The organism is Sphingobium sp. (assembly GCF_036170395.1).
Classification (GTDB): Bacteria; Pseudomonadota; Alphaproteobacteria; order Sphingomonadales; family Sphingomonadaceae; genus Sphingobium.
This window is the reverse complement of record NZ_JAVHPD010000011.1, coordinates 16,397-32,685: the sequence shown is the minus strand read 5'-3', so window position 1 is coordinate 32,685 and position 16,289 is coordinate 16,397. Positions and strand designations below refer to the sequence as shown.

Sequence of the window (16,289 nt, the reverse complement as noted above, 5' to 3'; positions counted from 1 at the left end):
GATATGAGACCGAGTGCGGGAACAGATGCGCGATGACGCGGCTCCGGCTTGCGCTGGAGCCTGGCATGCGTCGGCCCTATAGCTCGCTGCCCATCAGCGCCGGGAAGAAGCCTTCATGCGCGGCGCGCAGGTCGGTGAGCGAGACGCCCGCTACGGTCTCGCCGCCGACCGTGCCGATCCGCACCGCGCCCGGAACCTCGACGGCCGGCGCCGTCGTCACGATATAGCGGCCCTGATCCTCGCCAAAGGCGCTTGCAGGCGTGAACATGGTCGTCACCTCCGCGCCCATGCCGCCCGCCAGCGCCATCTCCGCCAGCGCGACCAGCAGGCCGCCATCGGACAGGTCGTGCACCGCCGTCGCTTTGCCCTCGGCAATCAGCGAGCGGACGAGATCGGCGTTGGCGCGTTCCGCCGCCAGATCCACCTTCGGCGCTTCGCCTGCCTCGCGGCCGGCGATCTCGCGCAGCCAGATCGACTGGCCGAGATGCGTTCCCTCGCCCCCGATCAGCCAGATCGCGTCGCCTTCATTCTTGAACGCAACCGTGGCCATCACGTCCACATCGGCCAGCAACCCGATCCCCCCGATCGCCGGCGTCGGCAGGATCGCGCTGCCACCGCCGCTTGCCTTGCTCTCATTATAGAGCGAGACATTGCCCGACACGATCGGGAAGTCGAGCGCACGGCAGGCGTCGCCCATGCCGTCGAGGCAGCCGGTGAGCTGCGCCATGATCTCGGGCCGCTGCGGATTGGCGAAATTGAGGCAATTGGTGACGGCGAGAGGGGTCGATCCCACAGCACTCAGATTGCGATAGCATTCCGCGATCGCCTGCTTGCCGCCCTCATAGGGATCGGCATAGCAATAGCGCGGGGTGCAATCGGTGCTGATCGCGATGCCCTTGCGCGTGCCATGCACCCGCACCACCGCTGCGTCGCCGCCGGGGCGCTGCACCGTGTCGGCGCCGACCATATGGTCGTACTGCTCCCAGATCCACCGCCGGCTGGCGATGTCGGGCGATGCCATGAGCTTGAGTAAATCCGCGCCGATATCGGTCAAATCGGGAATATCGCCCAACGGCTCGACCTTAGCCCAGGCCTTATACGCCTCGCGCGACAGCGAAGGCCGGTCGTAAAGCGGCGCGTCGTCCGCCAGCGGGGCCAAGGGGATGTCGCAGACGATCTCGCTTTTATGCTCCAGCACCATGCGCCCGGTGTCAGTAACATGGCCGATGACCGCGAAGTCCAATTCCCATTTGCGGAAGATCGCTTCTGCAAAAGCCTCCTTGCCGGGCTGGAGCACCATCAGCATCCGCTCCTGGCTCTCCGAGAGCATCATCTCATAGGCGGTCATGCCGGTTTCGCGCTGCGGCACGTCATCCATCTTGAGGTGGATGCCGACGCCGCCCTTGGACGCCATCTCGACGCTGGAGGAGGTGAGACCCGCTGCGCCCATATCCTGAATGGCGACGATCGCGTCGGACGCCATCAGTTCGAGGCAGGCCTCGATCAGCAGCTTCTCGGTGAAGGGATCGCCCACCTGCACGGTTGGGCGCTTGGCGTCCGCGTCGTCGCCGAAATCGGCCGACGCCATGGTCGCGCCGTGGATGCCGTCGCGTCCGGTCTTGGACCCCACATAGACGATCGGATTGCCGACGCCAGAGGCCGCGCTGTAGAAGATCTTGTCGGTGTCGGCGACGCCCACGGTCATCGCGTTGACCAGGATGTTGCCGTCATAGGCCGGGTGGAAATTCACCTCGCCGCCGACGGTCGGCACGCCCACGCAATTGCCATAGCCGCCGATGCCATGCACCACGCCGCTGATGAGATGCTTCATCTTCGGGTGGTCGGGCCGTCCGAAGCGCAGCGCGTTCATGTTAGCGATCGGCCGCGCGCCCATGGTGAAGACGTCGCGCAAAATGCCGCCTACGCCGGTCGCCGCGCCCTGATAGGGTTCGATATAGGAGGGGTGGTTGTGGCTCTCCATCTTGAAGATGGCGGCCTGGCCGTCGCCGATATCGACCACGCCGGCATTCTCGCCGGGGCCGCAAATGACCTGCGGGCCGGTGGTGGGCAGCTTCTTGAGATGAATGCGGCTCGACTTATAGCTGCAATGTTCCGACCACATGACCGAGAAGATGCCGAGTTCGGTCAGGTTCGGCTCGCGTCCCAGCGCGTTCAATACACGGTCATATTCTTCCGGGGAAAGGCCATGTTCGGCGACGATTTCCGGGGTGATCTGGGGAGCGGTGCTGGACATGCCCGCGCCTTTAGCGGCGGCGGGCGGCAAGGGCAACCGCTGCCCGAGGCTGGGTCGCCCCCGTCAGAAAATGCCGACCGCAGCCTCAGCCCAGATGAGAAGCGCCGCGGCGACCACCGCCGAGCACGCCAACGCCCGCGCCGGCGCGCTCGCCATGACGCGCGTCGCCAGTTCGACCCCCAGCCCCACGCCACCCAGCAGCAGCCCCGCCGCTGCAAAATCGCCAAGCCCCCAGCGCACTTCGCTCGTGAAGGCCATGGCGACGGCCGGCAGCGCGAGAAGCAGAGCGAGCGCAGCCCACAGCGTTCGGTGCGGGTTTTGCAAGACGATCATGGGCATCATGCGGCTTTCTCCTTCGACTGCGCCTGTCTATCACGCGCGCCGGCCAAAGAAAAAGGCCGGACCTTCAGGGAAAGGTCCGGCCGGTGATGAATTTCGGCGAAACCGCGTCGATCAGACGTGGCAGCTCTGCGCGCTCTTGCCCGGCACGGTGATGGTGACATCATTGCCCTGGCCCGACACTTCGTAGCCGCCCTCGGCGACATAGGGCTTGCCCGCTTCGGGCGCGGCGAGCTTGGTCGCTGCGCCGGTCTTTTCGGTGCGCAGCAGCGCGGTCTTGTCGTCGCTCATGAAGTCGACGAAGATCAGGCTGTTATCCTTGCAGCGATACTGCTTGTTCGCTTTCACCGACGGCGGCAGTTCGACCGGCGCGGCGTTGGCGAGCTTTTCGGCCATCGGATCGGCAGGGCCGCCGACGACTTCGGGCTGGTCGTTGTTGTTGCAGGCCGACAGCAGCGTCAGGCCGGCGGCGGCGATCAGGGGGAGATAAGATTTCATAGCGATCCTTTTATGTGCATGTGCAACATCATGCGTCAACGCAAAATCGGCCATTTTCCGCCATGGCTGTGAAATGGCGTCATGACAGCATGATGACAGGCTTGCGACGGCGCGGCTCGGCCAGGTCCGTCCAGGTCGCAGGGCTTGACCGCAGGCGCGGGCGCGGCCAATGCAGGACGCGATGGCTGAGGATATGTCCACCCCCGATGTCGAGGCGCTGTCCTTCGAGGAAGCGCTGCGCGCGCTCGAACAGATCGTCCGCCGGCTGGAAAGCGGGGACGTGCCGCTGGACGAGTCGATCTCGCTCTATGCGCAGGGGGAGGCGCTGCGAAAGCGCTGCGCCGACCGGTTGCAGGCGGCCGAGGCACGCATCCAGAAGTTGACCGTCGATGCCGGGGGCGCAGTGACGGGCGCCCAGCCGTTCGGCGCGGACTGAGGCGGCCATGGCGGGGGCAGCCGCGCTGGTCATGCTGCGCGCCCGCGACGTGGCGCGCGAAATCGACGCTGCGTTCGACCATTTGCTCGCTATGCCGGGCGATCCGCGCGACCGCCTCTACGCGGCGATGCGCCATGCCGCGATCGGCGGCGGCAAGCGGCTCCGTCCGCTGCTGGTGCAGGCGGCGAGCGACCTGTTCAACATCTCGCGCGATTCGGCGCTGCGCGTCGGTCTCGCGATCGAGTGCATCCATGTCTATTCGCTTATTCATGACGATCTGCCAGCGATGGACGACGACGATATGCGCCGGGGCAAGCCCACCGTCCATAAGGCGTTTGACGAGGCGACGGCGATCCTGGCGGGCGACTGCCTCCACGACCTTGCCTTCCAAATCCTGTCGGACGAGGAGACCCATCCCGATCCCTTCGTCCGTATCGAACTGGTGCAGGCGCTTGCGCTTGCCAGCGGCCCGGCCGGCATGGCGGGCGGGCAGATGATGGACCTGGAGGCGGAAAAGACCCGCTTCGATCTCGCCACCGTCACCCGGCTCCAGAATCTCAAGACCGGCGCGCTGATCGCCGTCTGCGTCGAGGCCGCCGCGATCATGGCGCGCTTGCCGGCCGAAGCGCGGTTGCGGCTTCACGGCTATGCCCGCGACATCGGCCTTGCCTTCCAGATCGCTGACGATCTGCTCGACGTGGAGGGCGACGCGACGCTCGCCGGCAAGGCGCTGGGTAAGGATGCGGCGGCGGGCAAGGAAACCTTCGTCTCGCTGCTCGGCGTCGATCGCGCGCGCGAACAGGCGCATATGCTGGTCGATCAGGCCAAGGCGCATCTGCATGGGCATGGCGCGGAAGCCGACCTGCTGCGCGCTATCGCCGACTATATCGTGGAGAGGGACCGCTAAACCCATGACCAAGCCGCGCATCGGTGTCTATCCCGGCACCTTCGACCCCATCACCCTCGGGCATATGGACATCATCCGGCGCGGCGCGAAGCTGGTCGACAAGCTGGTAATCGGCGTCACTACCAACATCTCCAAGTCGCCCATGTTCACCGATGAGGAGCGGCTGGACATGGTGCGCCGCGAATGCGCCGACATCGACACGGAGATCGTCGTCACCGGCTTCAATTCGCTCCTGATGGACTTTGCCGAATCGCAAGGGGCGAGCGTCATCATCCGCGGCCTGCGCGCGGTCGCGGACTTCGAATATGAATATCAGATGGCGGGCATGAACCAGCAGATCAACGGCCGGGTCGAAACCGTCTTCCTGATGGCCGACGTGTCGTTGCAGCCGATCGCCTCGCGTCTGGTCAAGGAAATCGCACTCTATGGCGGGCCGATCCACAAGTTCGTCAGCCCGGCCGTGCGCGAAGAGGTGGAAGACCGGGTCGAGAAGATCGGGCGCAAGGGCACTGTCTAAGCCGCTTTTTAAGCCTTCGTTCAGTTGCCAATCGCGATCAGCGCGTTATCAGGGCCGCTTCGACCGAGAAGCCGGCAAGAGATTTGAGGAACATCACCCCCATGCGTTTCACTCGCGCGCTCAGGACCGTGGCGATCGGCGTCGCCCTCACCACGTCGGGGCTGGCCTATGCCCAAGGCGGCGGGGGCAATAATGCCGAGGAAATGAAGAAGGCCGAGGCCGCCGTGCGCGCGGCCGAAAACGCCAAGTCGCTTGGGCAGGAGACCGCGCCCAAGCTGCCGCCCGCGACAGTGCCGGCCGACCCGCAGAATATCTGGGATCTGGACCTGTCGAGCGGCGGCCGCGTGCGCATTCAGCTCCGCCCCGACATCGCGCCGGCCCATGTCGAGCGGATCAAGGAGCTGACGCGCCAGGGCTTCTACAACGGCCTCAAATTCCACCGTGTCATCCCCGGCTTCATGGCGCAGGGCGGCGATCCCAAGGGCGACGGCACCGGCGGATCGCAGCTGCCCGACCTCAAGGCCGAATTCAATCCGATGCCGCACCTGCGCGGCACCGTCTCGATGGCCCGCGCGCAAAGTGAGGACAGCGCCAACAGCCAGTTCTTCATCGTCCTGTTGCCGCGGATGCAGCTCGACAAGAAATATACGGTCTTTGGCCGGGTGATCGAAGGCATGACCTATGTCGACGCGATCGCCCAGGGTGAGCCGCCGGAGAACCCGACCCTTATTCTCCAGGCGTCGATCGAGGCGGACGGCAAGCCGCCGGTCGCTGCCCCGGTCCCTGGGCCGGTCGCGCCCGCCGCGCCGTCCATCACCGCGCCCGCCCCGGCGCAGTAAGCCGGCGCTTACCCTTTCCCGTTCGCTTCGAGCGAAGTCGAGAAGCCTGTAGCGCACCCGCGCTCGATCCGAACGGCTGTTTGACGAAGGTCCGTTTCACCATGCGCGTCGACCTGTTCGATTTCGACCTGCCGCCGGAGAATATCGCGCTACGGCCTGCCTCGCCGCGCGACAGCGCGAGGCTGCTGCATGTGCCGGGCGAAGGCGCGATGAGCGACCATATCGTGCGCGATTTGCCGTCGCTGCTGTACGCGGGCGATGTGCTGGTGTTCAACGACACGAAGGTCATCCCCGCCCAGCTCGAAGGGCGGCGGGGCGAGGCGCGGATCGGCGCGACGCTGCACAAGCGGCTCGGCCTGCGCCATTGGGAGGCCTTCCTGCGCAACGCCAAGCGGGTGCGCGCGGGCGACCGGATCGATTTCGGCGCGGGCGTGACCGCCATCGCCGGTCCGCGCGACGCCGACGGCGGCGTGACGCTCGATTTCGAGGGCGATGAGCCGGTCGAACTGCTGCTCGAACGGGCAGGGACGATGCCGCTGCCCCCCTATATCGCCAGCAAGCGTCCCACCGACGAGCGCGACCGCAGCGATTATCAGACGATGTTCGCACGCGAGGATGGCGCGGTCGCCGCCCCCACCGCCGCCCTCCATTTCACGCCCGAACTTGTGTCGGCCATCGCCGAAGCCGGCATCCGCACCGAGACGCTGACGCTCCATGTGGGCGCAGGCACCTTCCTGCCGGTCAAGGCGGAGGATACCGACGACCACCATATGCACGCCGAATGGGGCCGCATCGACGCCGCCACCGCCGATCGCCTCAACGCCGCGCGGTCGGCTGGCGGCCGGCTCATCGCGGTCGGCACCACCTCGCTCCGCCTGCTCGAAAGCGCGTGCGGCGAGGATGGCGCGATCCGCCCCTTCGCCGACGAAACCCGCATCTTTATCACGCCCGGCTACCACTTCCGCGCGATCGACGGGCTGATGACCAATTTCCATCTGCCCAAATCGACCCTGTTCATGCTGGTGTCGGCGCTGATGGGGCGGGAGCGGATGCAGGAAGCCTATGCCCTCGCGATCGCACGCGGCTATCGCTTCTATAGCTATGGGGACAGCAGCCTGCTCCTCCCCTAACGCCGTCAGCCCCGCCCCACGAACAGAAACGCCACCGCCGCCATGATGCAGCCGAACGCGGCGAAATGCCGCCAGTGGATCGGTTCGCCGAGCACCGTCACCATGAAGCCGCCGAAGATGATGAGCGCGATCGCTTCCTGCGCCACCTTGAGCTGGCCCGCGCTCCAGCCATGGGCGTAGCCGATGCGGTTGGCCGGCACCGCCAGGCAATATTCGAACAGGGCGATGCCCCAGCTGATGAGGATGACGAGCAGGATCGGCTTCTCCATCCCGCCCTTGAGGTGCCAATACCAGGCGACGGTCATGAACAGGTTGGAGAGGATCAGCAGCAATATGGTGGGCATGGCGCGCTCGGCAGCGTGAAAGGGAGCGCCGCTTTAGGGCCGCCCCCACGCCCCATGCAAGCGGCCACAGGAAAAGGCCCGGCGTCGCCACCCGGCCTTTCCGTTGCGTAGTCCGCGCGATTCAGCGGCTGCGGTCGGTGTAGCTGCTGCTGCTGCCGGCATAGCTCTGGCTGCTCCAGCCGCCGCGCTCCGCGTCCCGGTCGCCGAACATCGCGCCCTGTTCGCGCTCGGCGCGCCAGGCGTCCTGCGCCTGTTGTGCCGTCTTTTCCAGCGTCACCTTGGTCGCGTCGACAGACTTGATCCAACTTGACGGGATCGAATGATGCACGCCGCCGGAATCCTGGTCGTTCTTGGTCAGGATGATGCGGTCGCCGCGCAGCTTGTCGACAGTGCCGACATGCTCGCCGTCGCTGCCCACGACCTCCATATGCTCTCTCACCTGCTGCACCGCCTGGCGCTGTTCGCCGCGACGGGTGCGCCAGCTGTTGAACTCGCTGCTGAAGCGGTCGCGATTTTCGCGCTGATATTCGGCATAGTCGCGATCCAATTCATCGATCCGCTGCTGCCGCCAGCTATGATAGTTGCTGTCGTGATGCGAGCCATAATCCTGCTGCGGGCCGTAGGCGCGGGTGCGATAACCATGATCCTCGCTGCCAAAGCCGCTACGCTCGTTGGTGTAGGGGGCATAGCCGCGATTGGGGAGATAATCGCTGCGCGCGGCCGACGCAAAGCCCTGCCGGCTCGACGGATCGCGCGGGTCGCCATAGGGACGATCATAATATTCGTCATATTCGCGCCGGCGCTCAGCTTCCTCGTCGCCGAACCAGCTGCGCACTTCGTCGCCGGCGCGATCGAAGAAGCCGCGCTCGTCGGGGTCAAAGTCACGCGGCCGATCGCGATAGTCGCCGCCGCCGAACTGACCGCGCGTGCCATAGCGATAGCCGCCACGATCGTCGCGGCGATCATCGCTCGACCCGCGATAGCGGTCGGTGCCTCGATCCCAGCCGCTTCCTGAGCGATCCTGGCCGTACCGGCCTCCGCCTTGGTAACCCATAGTCCTTCTCCTTGTCGTCCTGGCGACGCAGCGCCTGCGCCGTCGATGCAACAATTGTTGGTAAGGGCCATCGTTCCGGCCGTTACGGCGGGGTAATGTCGCGTCGCGACGGCATTTCGACGCGCGGCGGCGGCGCGCATGTCTTGCGCAAAAAGATCGTTGCGCGGTCTCCCTTGCTCGCTTATACGCGGCCTTCCTTCGGGGGCCTTAGCTCAGCTGGGAGAGCGCGTCGTTCGCAATGACGAGGTCAGGGGTTCGATCCCCCTAGGCTCCACCAACCCCTCAAAGGGTTGTTTCCGAAGGTTTCCCTATGACAGATGATGCAGTGACCAGCCGACCCGCCGCGACCCTGATCGTGGCGCGAGACCGGCCGGCCCTGCCGCCCGAGATATTGATGGTCGAGCGATCGGCGAAAATGGCCTTCGCCGCCGGCGCGCTGGTCTTTCCCGGCGGCGCGGTGGATGCAAGCGATCATGATCTGGCGGCACGGCAGGGCGGGCCGCTGTCGATCGACGAAGCGGCGGCGCGCGTCGCTGCGATCCGCGAGACGATCGAGGAAGCGGGGATCGGCGTCGGCCTGACTGGCGCGATCGATTCGGCCGCGGTGCTGCGCCTGCGCGATGGCCTGCATGACGGGCAAGGTCTCGGCGACTTGCTCGGTCGGCTCGGCCTCGGCCTCGATCTCGATGCGCTGATACCCTTCGCCCGTTGGCACCCCGCACCTTTCGACAAGGCGGTGCGCGTATTCGACACGCGCTTCTACCTCGCCCGCGCGCCCGAGGGGCAGGTGGCAAGCGTCGACACGACCGAGAATGTCCGCCTCTTCTGGAGCAGCGCGGCCGACACGCTGGCGCTGTGCGCGGCTGGCGGGGTGAGCGTCATCTACCCCACGCGCCGCAATCTGGAGCGGCTGGCGCTCTGTCCCTCCTGGCAGGCGCTGGCGGATCATGCCGCCGCCTTTCCGGTGGAAAGGATCAGCCCCTGGCTGGAGGAGCGGGAAGGGGAGAAGCATCTGTGCATCCCCACGCATCTGGGCTATCCCGTGACCTCGCAGCCGATGCGGCAGGTGCGACGCGGCTGAACCGCTCCGATCCGTCGCGCGTTGAGCTAGGCACATGCGCCGCCTCCATCTGATCCTGCGCCGTCTCGTCCTGCTCGCGCTGCTCTCGCTGGCGCTGCTGCTGGCCTATGCCTGGCTGCGCCAGCGCCCGCAGGATATGCCCTGGACCCCGCTCGACCTGTCGCAGCCGATCGGGATGTTCACCGGCCGCAAACTGACGGCGCTGACCGGCGACGCTGCGGCATGCAAGGCGCTGCTAGACCGGGCCGGTGTGGCCTATACCGCATTGGGGCCAGGCGGCGGGGATCAATGCGCCTATGCCGATGCGGTGCGCCTGAAGCGGGATCCCGACGCGATCGCTCTGTCGCCCGCCTCGGTCGCGCCGTCCTGCCCGGTGGTCGCCGCGCTCAAGCTCTGGGAATGGCAAGTGGTCCAGCCCGCCGCCCAGCGCCTCTACGGCCAGCCGGTCCGCACAATCCGCCATTTCGGCAGCTATAGCTGTCGCCGAATGTATGGCCGCAGCGCCGGCGACTTCAGCGAACATGCGACCGCCGACGCGATCGACATCGCCGGTTTCGTGCTGAAGGACGGGCGGCCGGTGAGCGTGGTAGGCGACTGGACAGGGAAGGGCAAGGACGCAGCCTTTCTTCGCGCCGTGCGGGATGGCGCGTGCGACCTGTTTGCGACCGTCCTCTCGCCCGATTATAACGCTGCCCACCGCGACCATTTCCACCTCGATCAGGCGGAAAGGGGCGCGAAGGGCTGGCGGGCGTGCCGCTAAGGAAGGCATCCTCCCCTAGAAGGGGAGGTGGCTGGCCGCAGGCCAGACGGAGGGGTGTCACCCCCTTGATAGGGCGACACCCCTCCGTCACGCGCTTCGCGCGCGACACCTCGCCTTGCAGGGGAGGATGTCCTTACTGCCCGAATCCCGCCTCGCGCGCGACCTTCACCGCCTCGCGCGCGGCGGCCAGTAGCGCGCCGCTCTTCGCCTCGCATTCGCGCTGCTCATAGTCGGCGTTCGAGTCCGCCACGATGCCCGCGCCCGCCTGCACATGCATGATGCCGTCCTTCAGCACCGCGGTGCGCAGGACGATGCAACTGTCCATATTGCCGTCCGGTCCGAAATAGCCGACCCCGCCGGCATAGGCGCCGCGCGTTTCCGGCTCCAGCTCGGCGATGATCTCGCAGGCGCGGACCTTGGGCGCGCCCGATACGGTGCCGGCGGGGAAGCCCGCGAACAGCGCGTCGATCGCATCCTTGTCGTCCGCCAGACGGCCCACGACGTTCGAGACGATATGCATGACATGGCTGTAGAATTCGACGGTGTAGCTTTCCGTCACGGTGACGCTGCCAGCGCTTGCCACCCGGCCGACATCATTGCGGCCAAGGTCGAGCAGCATCAGATGTTCGGCCCGCTCCTTTGGGTCGGCGAGCAGGCTTGCCCGGTTGGCGGCGTCCTCGACCGCGCTTTTGCCGCGCGGCCGGGTGCCGGCGATTGGCCGGATCGTGACCTCGCCATTGCGGGCGCGCACCAGGATTTCCGGGCTGGAGCCGATCAGCGCGAAGCCCGGCAGATCGAGATAGTAGAGGAAGGGCGACGGGTTGATGCGCCGCAGCGCACGATAGAGCGCAATGGGCGGCAGGGTGAAGGGGCTGGTGAAGCGCTGCGCCAGCACCACCTGAAATATGTCGCCCGCGACGATATAGTCCTTGGCCTTCCCTACCATGTCCGCATAGCGGCCCGGTTCCAGCACCGGCGTCACCGCCACATCGGCGATCTCCGCCGGCGGCGACAGCGCGGGAAGGGGGGCGGCCAGCTTTGCAGCGGTGGCATCGATCCGCTCCAGCGCGGCCTCGATCGCCTTGTCGGGATCGGTGAAGCTGCCCTTCCACACCGGCGCGACCAGATAGAGCTGATCCGCCAGCCGGTCGAAGATCAGGATCACGGTCGGGCGAACGAACAGCATGTCGGGCACGCCGATCGGATTGGGGGCGGGGCGGGGGAGTTTCTCGACAAGCCCCACGGTTTCATAACCGAAATAGCCGACGAGACAGGCCAACGCGGCGGGCAGTTCCGGGTCCATCGCCGCCCGACATTCCGCCACCAGCGCCCGCAATGCGTCAAGCGCGCCGCCCGGCTCGGCGACGAAGGCGTCGCGGTCGGTCGCCCAGTGCCGGTTTATCTCGGCCCGGTCGCCATTCGCGCGAAAGACGAGATCGGGGGCAAGGCCGATCAGGCTGTGGCGACCTCGAACCGCGCCGCCCTCGACCGATTCCAGCAGATAGTCGCCGCGATCGGGCTCGAACAGCTTGAGCGCGGCGGAGATGGGCGTGTCGGTGTCGGCAATCTGCCGCCGCCACGCCAGCGCCGAATCGCCGCGCGCCAGCGCCGCCCGGGCGCTCGCGACGCCATTGTCCGCCCCCGTCATCGGCTTACTGGCCGCTGTTGGTGGCCGTCAGCGCCTGGCGCACCTGCGCCACCGCCTTGGGATTGCGGGTGACACCCAGCTCCTTCTCGACCGCGCGCTCGAACTGCTGCGCATATTCGACCCCGGTCGCCTGCCCCAGTTCGCGGCGCAGCGGCGTCAATATGTCGGTCCGTCCTTTTGCATCGCCGCGCTCGATCTTCGTCAACTGCACGATGAAATAGCCGCGCCCGCCGCCGATCGGCAGCGTCTTGACCGTATTCTGCGCCATCGAGAACAGGATCGCGACCTCGGCCGGCGGGCGCTGCTGCCCGCGCATCAGTTCGGCGCGGCTGCCGCCCAGAACCTGCGGCGGCGGCAGCCGGACGCCAGCCTGTGCGATGGCGTCGGCCAGGGCCATGCCCTTGGCGACCTTCGCGCGCACCTGCTCGGCCAGCGCCTTCGCCTTCTGGTTGGCGGCGTTGAGCTTGTACTGAAGGACCACCGCCGACTTGACCTCGGCCAGCGGCGGCGGCGCGGGGGCGATAATCTCGCTCGGCGCGGCCAGCGCATAGCGCTTGTCGGCGGTGATCGGGATCAGCTGCGCGTCGTCATCGGCGCTCATCGCGAAGACCGGCGCGAGCAGCGGCTTCACATCGTCCGCCGGCACATAGGCCTGATCCCTCACCTGCTTGCCGGTGGCGAGCAGCGGCGGCGTCACCTCCAGTTTCAGGCCGTTATCCTTCACCACCTGATCGAAACTGTCGCCATTGGCGACGGCATCTTCGATCCTGCCGGTGAACTCGGACAGAAGCTGCTTCTCCTTCTGCGCGCGCAGCGTCGTGACGATCTCGTCGCGCACCGCCGTCAGCGGCCGCGCCGGGGTCTCCTTGATCGCGGTCACGCGCAGCAGCAGCCAGCCGAGCGGCCCACGCAGCGGCCCGACGAGATCGCCCTGCTTCGCGCCATAAGCCGTATCCGCCACTTGCTTGCCGCTGCCGGCGGTCAGCGCCTCGCGGCTCTGATCGGTCGCGACCGACACCGCCAGCCCCGCGTCCTGCGCCGCGGCGGCGAGTGACGTGCCGGCCTTCACCTTGTCGGCGATCGCCTTCGCGCCCGCCTGGGTCGGCAGCACCAGCTGCTCGACGCTGCGGGTCTGCCTGGCGGCATAGGCTGCCTTGTTCTGGTTGTAATAGGCCGCGATCTCCGCATCAGTGGGCTGCGCCGCCCGGGCGAAGCGCTCGGCGGCGATCACGGCATAGCGGATGCGCCGCTGCTCGGGGATGGTGAAGCGCGCGCTGTTCTTCTTGTAGAAGTCCGCCAGTTGCGCATCGCTCGGGTCTTTCTGGTCGATCAGCGCCACCGCCGGGATCGCCGCGACGCTGCCCTGCCGCTTTTCGAGCAGCAGCGAGGCATAGGGCAGCACCATCTTGTCGGTCAGCGATGCGCCCAGCGCAACCGGCGCGGTCAGCTGGCGTTGCAGGATTTCGCGGCTGATGTCGTCACGCAGCGCCTGCTCGGTGATGCGCTGGCGCAGCAGCAGCTGGCGAAAGGCGTCCTGGCTGAAATTGCCGGCCGCGTCCTGGAAGGCGGGAATTTGCGCGATCTGCGCATCGACCAGCCGCTTGCTGATATGCACGCCCTGGTCGTCGGCGAAGGCGCGCAGGGCGAGCGCGTCGACCAGCTGGTCGTAGACCTGCTCGCCGCCGCCCTGCGCGAAGAAATCATTGATCTGGAGCGTCGGGTTGGATTGGCGCGCATTCTCGAACACGCGCTGCACCCGGTCCTGCACCTCCGCGACGCTGAGGCTATACCCCTTGGCTTTCGCTGCCGTCCCGCCGCTTCCGAACAGCGATCCAGTGCCGAACTGGCCGCTGGTAACATCGCCCATCACAAAGGCAGCGGCGATCACCCCCAGGAACAGGACAGCGAACAGCGCGCCGAATTTGGAACGGATGAAGCGACGAAAGACAGAAAGCATGGGATCGTCCGGCAAGGGGGCTTTGGCGGCACGCTTTAGGGCGGGACGGTCGCGGCGGCAAGGCTTGCACTGGACAAATGCGCGGGGGCCGTCCATCGGCTTTGCCAAGCTCTGAAGGCTTCCGGGGAGACGGACGCGGGCGCAGACCTGCGACGGCGGAAGCGCAAGGGCGACGTGCAGCAATAACGACAAGGGAACCAAGCGGATGAACAGGCGCAAGCTGGTTGTCGGCAACTGGAAGATGAACGGGATGCGCGCGCATCTCGACGAGGTGGAGGCGATCGGCCGGATCGCCGCGCAGCATCCGGCGGTGGAGGTGGGCCTGTGCCTGCCCGCGACGCTCATCATGGCGGGATCGGAACGGCGCGGCGCGGCCTTCATCGGCGCGCAGAACTGCCATATGGATATCAGCGGCGCCTATACCGGGTCGCTGTCGGCGGACATGCTGGCCGAAGCGGGCGCGACCTGGGTCATCACCGGCCACAGCGAGCGGCGCGAGGCGCGCGGCGAAACCAATGCCGACATCGCCGCCAAGTCCGAAGCGGCGCACCAGGCGGGCATCAACGTCATATTGTGCGTCGGCGAAACATTGGCCGTGCGCGACGCGGGGAAGGCCGAGCAGGTCGTCGCCGACCAGCTGCTCGCCTCGCTGCCCGATGGCGCGGCGGCCGACTGGCTGGCCATCGCTTACGAACCCATCTGGGCGATCGGCACCGGCCGCATCCCGACGATGGAGGCGGTCGCCGCCATGCACGCCGCGCTGCGCAAGGCACTCGCCAGCCGCATCGGCGCGGAGGCGGACAAGATGCGCATACTCTATGGCGGATCGATGAACGGCGACAATGCCGCCGACCTCATGGCCCTCCCCGACGTCGATGGCGGCCTGGTCGGCGGCGCAAGCCTCTCCGCCGCCAAATTCGCGCCGATCATCGAAGCCGCCGACCAGAGGATGAAGGCAGCGGCCTGAGGTCATGCAGCGCGGCAGGTGGGTTCTGAAGCAGCGCCATATCGGATCATAAGGGCGCCGCCACCAGGATCGTTGCAATTGCGTTCCGGCTGCACAGGGTTATCATGCCTCCATCGCCCATGGAGAATGCTGAGCCATGCAGCCGGACGACATGCGTGCCTATCTCGCCAAGCACTGCGCTGCGCCGGCGGACGGATCGACCGAGGCCGTGCCGGCCTTGCCCCCCTCCGCCGCTGCGTTAGCCCAGGATGATGCTGCGCCTGACGCGGATATCGGCAGCGACGCAAGCCATTTGGAAGAAAGTCTCTTCAAGACCATTTCGGAGAGCTATTTTCGTCAGCGTATCGGCCTTGCCATCCTCTCCTTTCTGATGCCGCTGTTCCTCGTCTTTTGGGGCTTTCCCGCCTTGCAGGGATCGATGAGCGCTTATTATCATTATGGCGACCCGGCCAACATCATCTATGGCGGCGGTGGCGCGAGGCGGGACGTGCTGGTCGGGGTGCTGTGCGCCGTCGGCTGCTTTCTGAACCTCTATAAAGGCTATTCGAAGCAGGAGGACATCGCCCTCAACATCGCGGGCGTCACGGCGATCGGCGTGGCGCTGTTTCCCATGGACTGGCCGTCTGCCTGCGCGCCGGACGACTCGTTTCTCGCCTGCGCTTCGCCGGTCTGGCAAGTCCATGCGGCTTCGGCTGTGATCTTCTTCCTCATGATCGCCTATGTCTGCGTGTTCCGATCGCGCGATACGCTGGAACTGACAAGGGACGACAATAGGCGGCGTCGGTATCAGACGATCTATAGCATCCTCGGCACATTGATGATCGCTGTCCCGGCCACTCTGCTGCTGATGAATTGGCTCGTTGGTTTGGGTCAGCGGGCCGCGCCCCCAGCCGTGCAGGCGCCGCAGGAACGACCGCTGTCCTATCTTGTGCTTGCGCTGGAATGGGCTGGGGTCTGGATATTCTCGTTTTTCTGGATCGTCAAAAGCAGAGAAATCTACCTTCTGGAACGGCGCTCGCCCTGACAGGTCGGGCGCAGGCACAGGTTGCCCCCGCGCGCCATCGTCGCTATGTGCGCGGCAACGCACCCATCACCGGACAGAAAATCGTCGCATGTTCACCTTCCTCCTCGTCGTGCAGGCCATCGTGGCGGCCATGCTGGTCACCGTCATCCTGATGCAGAAGTCGGAAGGCGGCGGGCTGGGCGTGGGCGGCAGCCCCTCGGGCTTCATGTCGGCGCGCGGCGCGGCGGATTTCCTGACCCGGTCGACCACGGTGCTGGCGACCATCTTCGTGTCGCTGTCGATCGTCATGGCAGTGATCGCCTCGGTCCGCCACGCGCCGACCGACATCGACACCTCGCTGGTGAAGCAGGCCCCCGCCACGCAGGGCGCGCCCGCGCCGGCGGGCAGCGCCGATCCGCTCGGCAGCGCGGCCGGCAATGCGGCGGCCCCCGCGTCCAACGGCGCGGTCCCGCTCGCCAACTAATCCGTCGATCTTCGATCTTTTTTTAGGCGCGCGTGGATTCGCGCGCTTGCCCTTTGTCGTTCCGAAAGGCT

17 protein-coding genes and 1 tRNA gene are annotated in these 16,289 nt (G+C 66.6%); 11 read left to right on the top strand and 7 right to left on the bottom strand.

Going from position 1 to position 16,289, the window contains the following annotated elements:
• Window positions 1-76: 76 nt before the first annotated feature.
• From purL to V2B31_RS04530, 3 genes are all read right to left on the bottom strand, one after another.
• Window positions 77-2,254, bottom strand: coding sequence for a phosphoribosylformylglycinamidine synthase subunit PurL (gene purL, locus V2B31_RS04540; RefSeq protein WP_328275788.1), 2,178 nt, complete (start codon window positions 2,252-2,254; stop codon window positions 77-79).
• 63 nt (window positions 2,255-2,317) lie between these two features.
• Window positions 2,318-2,596 (bottom strand): hypothetical protein, encoded by a 279-nt coding sequence (locus tag V2B31_RS04535; protein ID WP_328275786.1) that lies wholly within the window; start codon window positions 2,594-2,596, stop codon window positions 2,318-2,320.
• Between the two features lie 111 nt (window positions 2,597-2,707).
• Window positions 2,708-3,091 (bottom strand): hypothetical protein, encoded by a 384-nt coding sequence (locus V2B31_RS04530; protein ID WP_328275784.1) that lies wholly within the window; start codon window positions 3,089-3,091, stop codon window positions 2,708-2,710.
• 181 nt (window positions 3,092-3,272) lie between these two features.
• Between V2B31_RS04530 and V2B31_RS04525 the strand changes: the two genes are divergently transcribed.
• The 5 genes from V2B31_RS04525 (at window position 3,273) to queA (ending at window position 6,920) form a co-directional block, all read left to right on the top strand.
• A complete protein-coding gene (locus V2B31_RS04525) occupies window positions 3,273-3,527 on the top strand; it encodes an exodeoxyribonuclease VII small subunit (protein WP_328275782.1) in 255 nt (84 codons plus the stop codon).
• A gap of 7 nt (window positions 3,528-3,534) precedes the next feature.
• Entirely contained in the window at window positions 3,535-4,434 is a 900-nt protein-coding gene (locus V2B31_RS04520) for a polyprenyl synthetase family protein (RefSeq protein WP_328275780.1), read from the top strand.
• Window positions 4,435-4,438: 4 nt separating this feature from the next.
• Window positions 4,439-4,951 carry a pantetheine-phosphate adenylyltransferase gene (gene coaD / locus V2B31_RS04515; RefSeq protein ID WP_328275778.1) on the top strand — a complete coding sequence of 171 codons (513 nt, stop codon included), beginning with the start codon at window positions 4,439-4,441 and terminating at the stop codon, window positions 4,949-4,951.
• A 101-nt stretch (window positions 4,952-5,052) separates the two neighbouring features.
• Window positions 5,053-5,790 carry a peptidylprolyl isomerase gene (locus tag V2B31_RS04510; RefSeq protein WP_328275776.1) on the top strand — a complete coding sequence of 246 codons (738 nt, stop codon included), beginning with the start codon at window positions 5,053-5,055 and terminating at the stop codon, window positions 5,788-5,790.
• A gap of 101 nt (window positions 5,791-5,891) precedes the next feature.
• Window positions 5,892-6,920, top strand: coding sequence for a tRNA preQ1(34) S-adenosylmethionine ribosyltransferase-isomerase QueA (queA, locus tag V2B31_RS04505; protein WP_328275891.1), 1,029 nt, complete (start codon window positions 5,892-5,894; stop codon window positions 6,918-6,920).
• A gap of 5 nt (window positions 6,921-6,925) precedes the next feature.
• Here queA and V2B31_RS04500 read toward each other — a convergent pair whose 3' ends face one another.
• Both V2B31_RS04500 and V2B31_RS04495 read right to left on the bottom strand, forming a co-directional pair.
• On the bottom strand, window positions 6,926-7,264 hold the full coding sequence (locus tag V2B31_RS04500; RefSeq protein ID WP_328275774.1) for a DMT family protein: 339 nt from the start codon (window positions 7,262-7,264) through the stop codon (window positions 6,926-6,928).
• A gap of 121 nt (window positions 7,265-7,385) precedes the next feature.
• Window positions 7,386-8,318 (bottom strand): DUF2171 domain-containing protein, encoded by a 933-nt coding sequence (locus V2B31_RS04495; protein ID WP_328275771.1) that lies wholly within the window; start codon window positions 8,316-8,318, stop codon window positions 7,386-7,388.
• Between the two features lie 201 nt (window positions 8,319-8,519).
• Here V2B31_RS04495 and V2B31_RS04490 point away from each other — a divergent pair.
• The 3 genes from V2B31_RS04490 (at window position 8,520) to V2B31_RS04480 (ending at window position 10,159) form a co-directional block, all read left to right on the top strand.
• Window positions 8,520-8,595: transfer RNA gene (locus V2B31_RS04490), tRNA-Ala, on the top strand.
• 33 nt (window positions 8,596-8,628) lie between these two features.
• Window positions 8,629-9,399: an NUDIX hydrolase gene (locus V2B31_RS04485; protein ID WP_328275768.1), complete on the top strand. Its 771-nt coding sequence runs from the start codon at window positions 8,629-8,631 to the stop codon at window positions 9,397-9,399.
• Between the two features lie 34 nt (window positions 9,400-9,433).
• Complete coding sequence (locus V2B31_RS04480; protein ID WP_328275766.1) at window positions 9,434-10,159, top strand: extensin-like domain-containing protein; 726 nt, start codon at window positions 9,434-9,436, stop codon at window positions 10,157-10,159.
• Window positions 10,160-10,292: 133 nt separating this feature from the next.
• On the opposite strand, the gene trpE is transcribed toward V2B31_RS04480, so the two are convergent.
• On the bottom strand, window positions 10,293-11,807 hold the full coding sequence (gene trpE, locus V2B31_RS04475; protein ID WP_328275764.1) for an anthranilate synthase component I: 1,515 nt from the start codon (window positions 11,805-11,807) through the stop codon (window positions 10,293-10,295).
• Window positions 11,808-11,811: 4 nt separating this feature from the next.
• Window positions 11,812-13,764 (bottom strand): SurA N-terminal domain-containing protein, encoded by a 1,953-nt coding sequence (locus V2B31_RS04470; RefSeq protein ID WP_328275762.1) that lies wholly within the window; start codon window positions 13,762-13,764, stop codon window positions 11,812-11,814.
• Between the two features lie 205 nt (window positions 13,765-13,969).
• Here V2B31_RS04470 and tpiA point away from each other — a divergent pair, with 205 nt between their 5' ends.
• The 3 genes from tpiA to secG all read left to right on the top strand — a co-directional run bounded on the left by tpiA (window position 13,970) and on the right by secG (window position 16,218).
• Window positions 13,970-14,731 (top strand): triose-phosphate isomerase, encoded by a 762-nt coding sequence (gene tpiA / locus V2B31_RS04465; protein ID WP_328275760.1) that lies wholly within the window; start codon window positions 13,970-13,972, stop codon window positions 14,729-14,731.
• 136 nt (window positions 14,732-14,867) lie between these two features.
• Window positions 14,868-15,755: a hypothetical protein gene (locus V2B31_RS04460; RefSeq protein ID WP_328275758.1), complete on the top strand. Its 888-nt coding sequence runs from the start codon at window positions 14,868-14,870 to the stop codon at window positions 15,753-15,755.
• A gap of 88 nt (window positions 15,756-15,843) precedes the next feature.
• Window positions 15,844-16,218, top strand: coding sequence for a preprotein translocase subunit SecG (secG, locus tag V2B31_RS04455; protein WP_328275756.1), 375 nt, complete (start codon window positions 15,844-15,846; stop codon window positions 16,216-16,218).
• Window positions 16,219-16,289 lie beyond the last annotated feature (71 nt).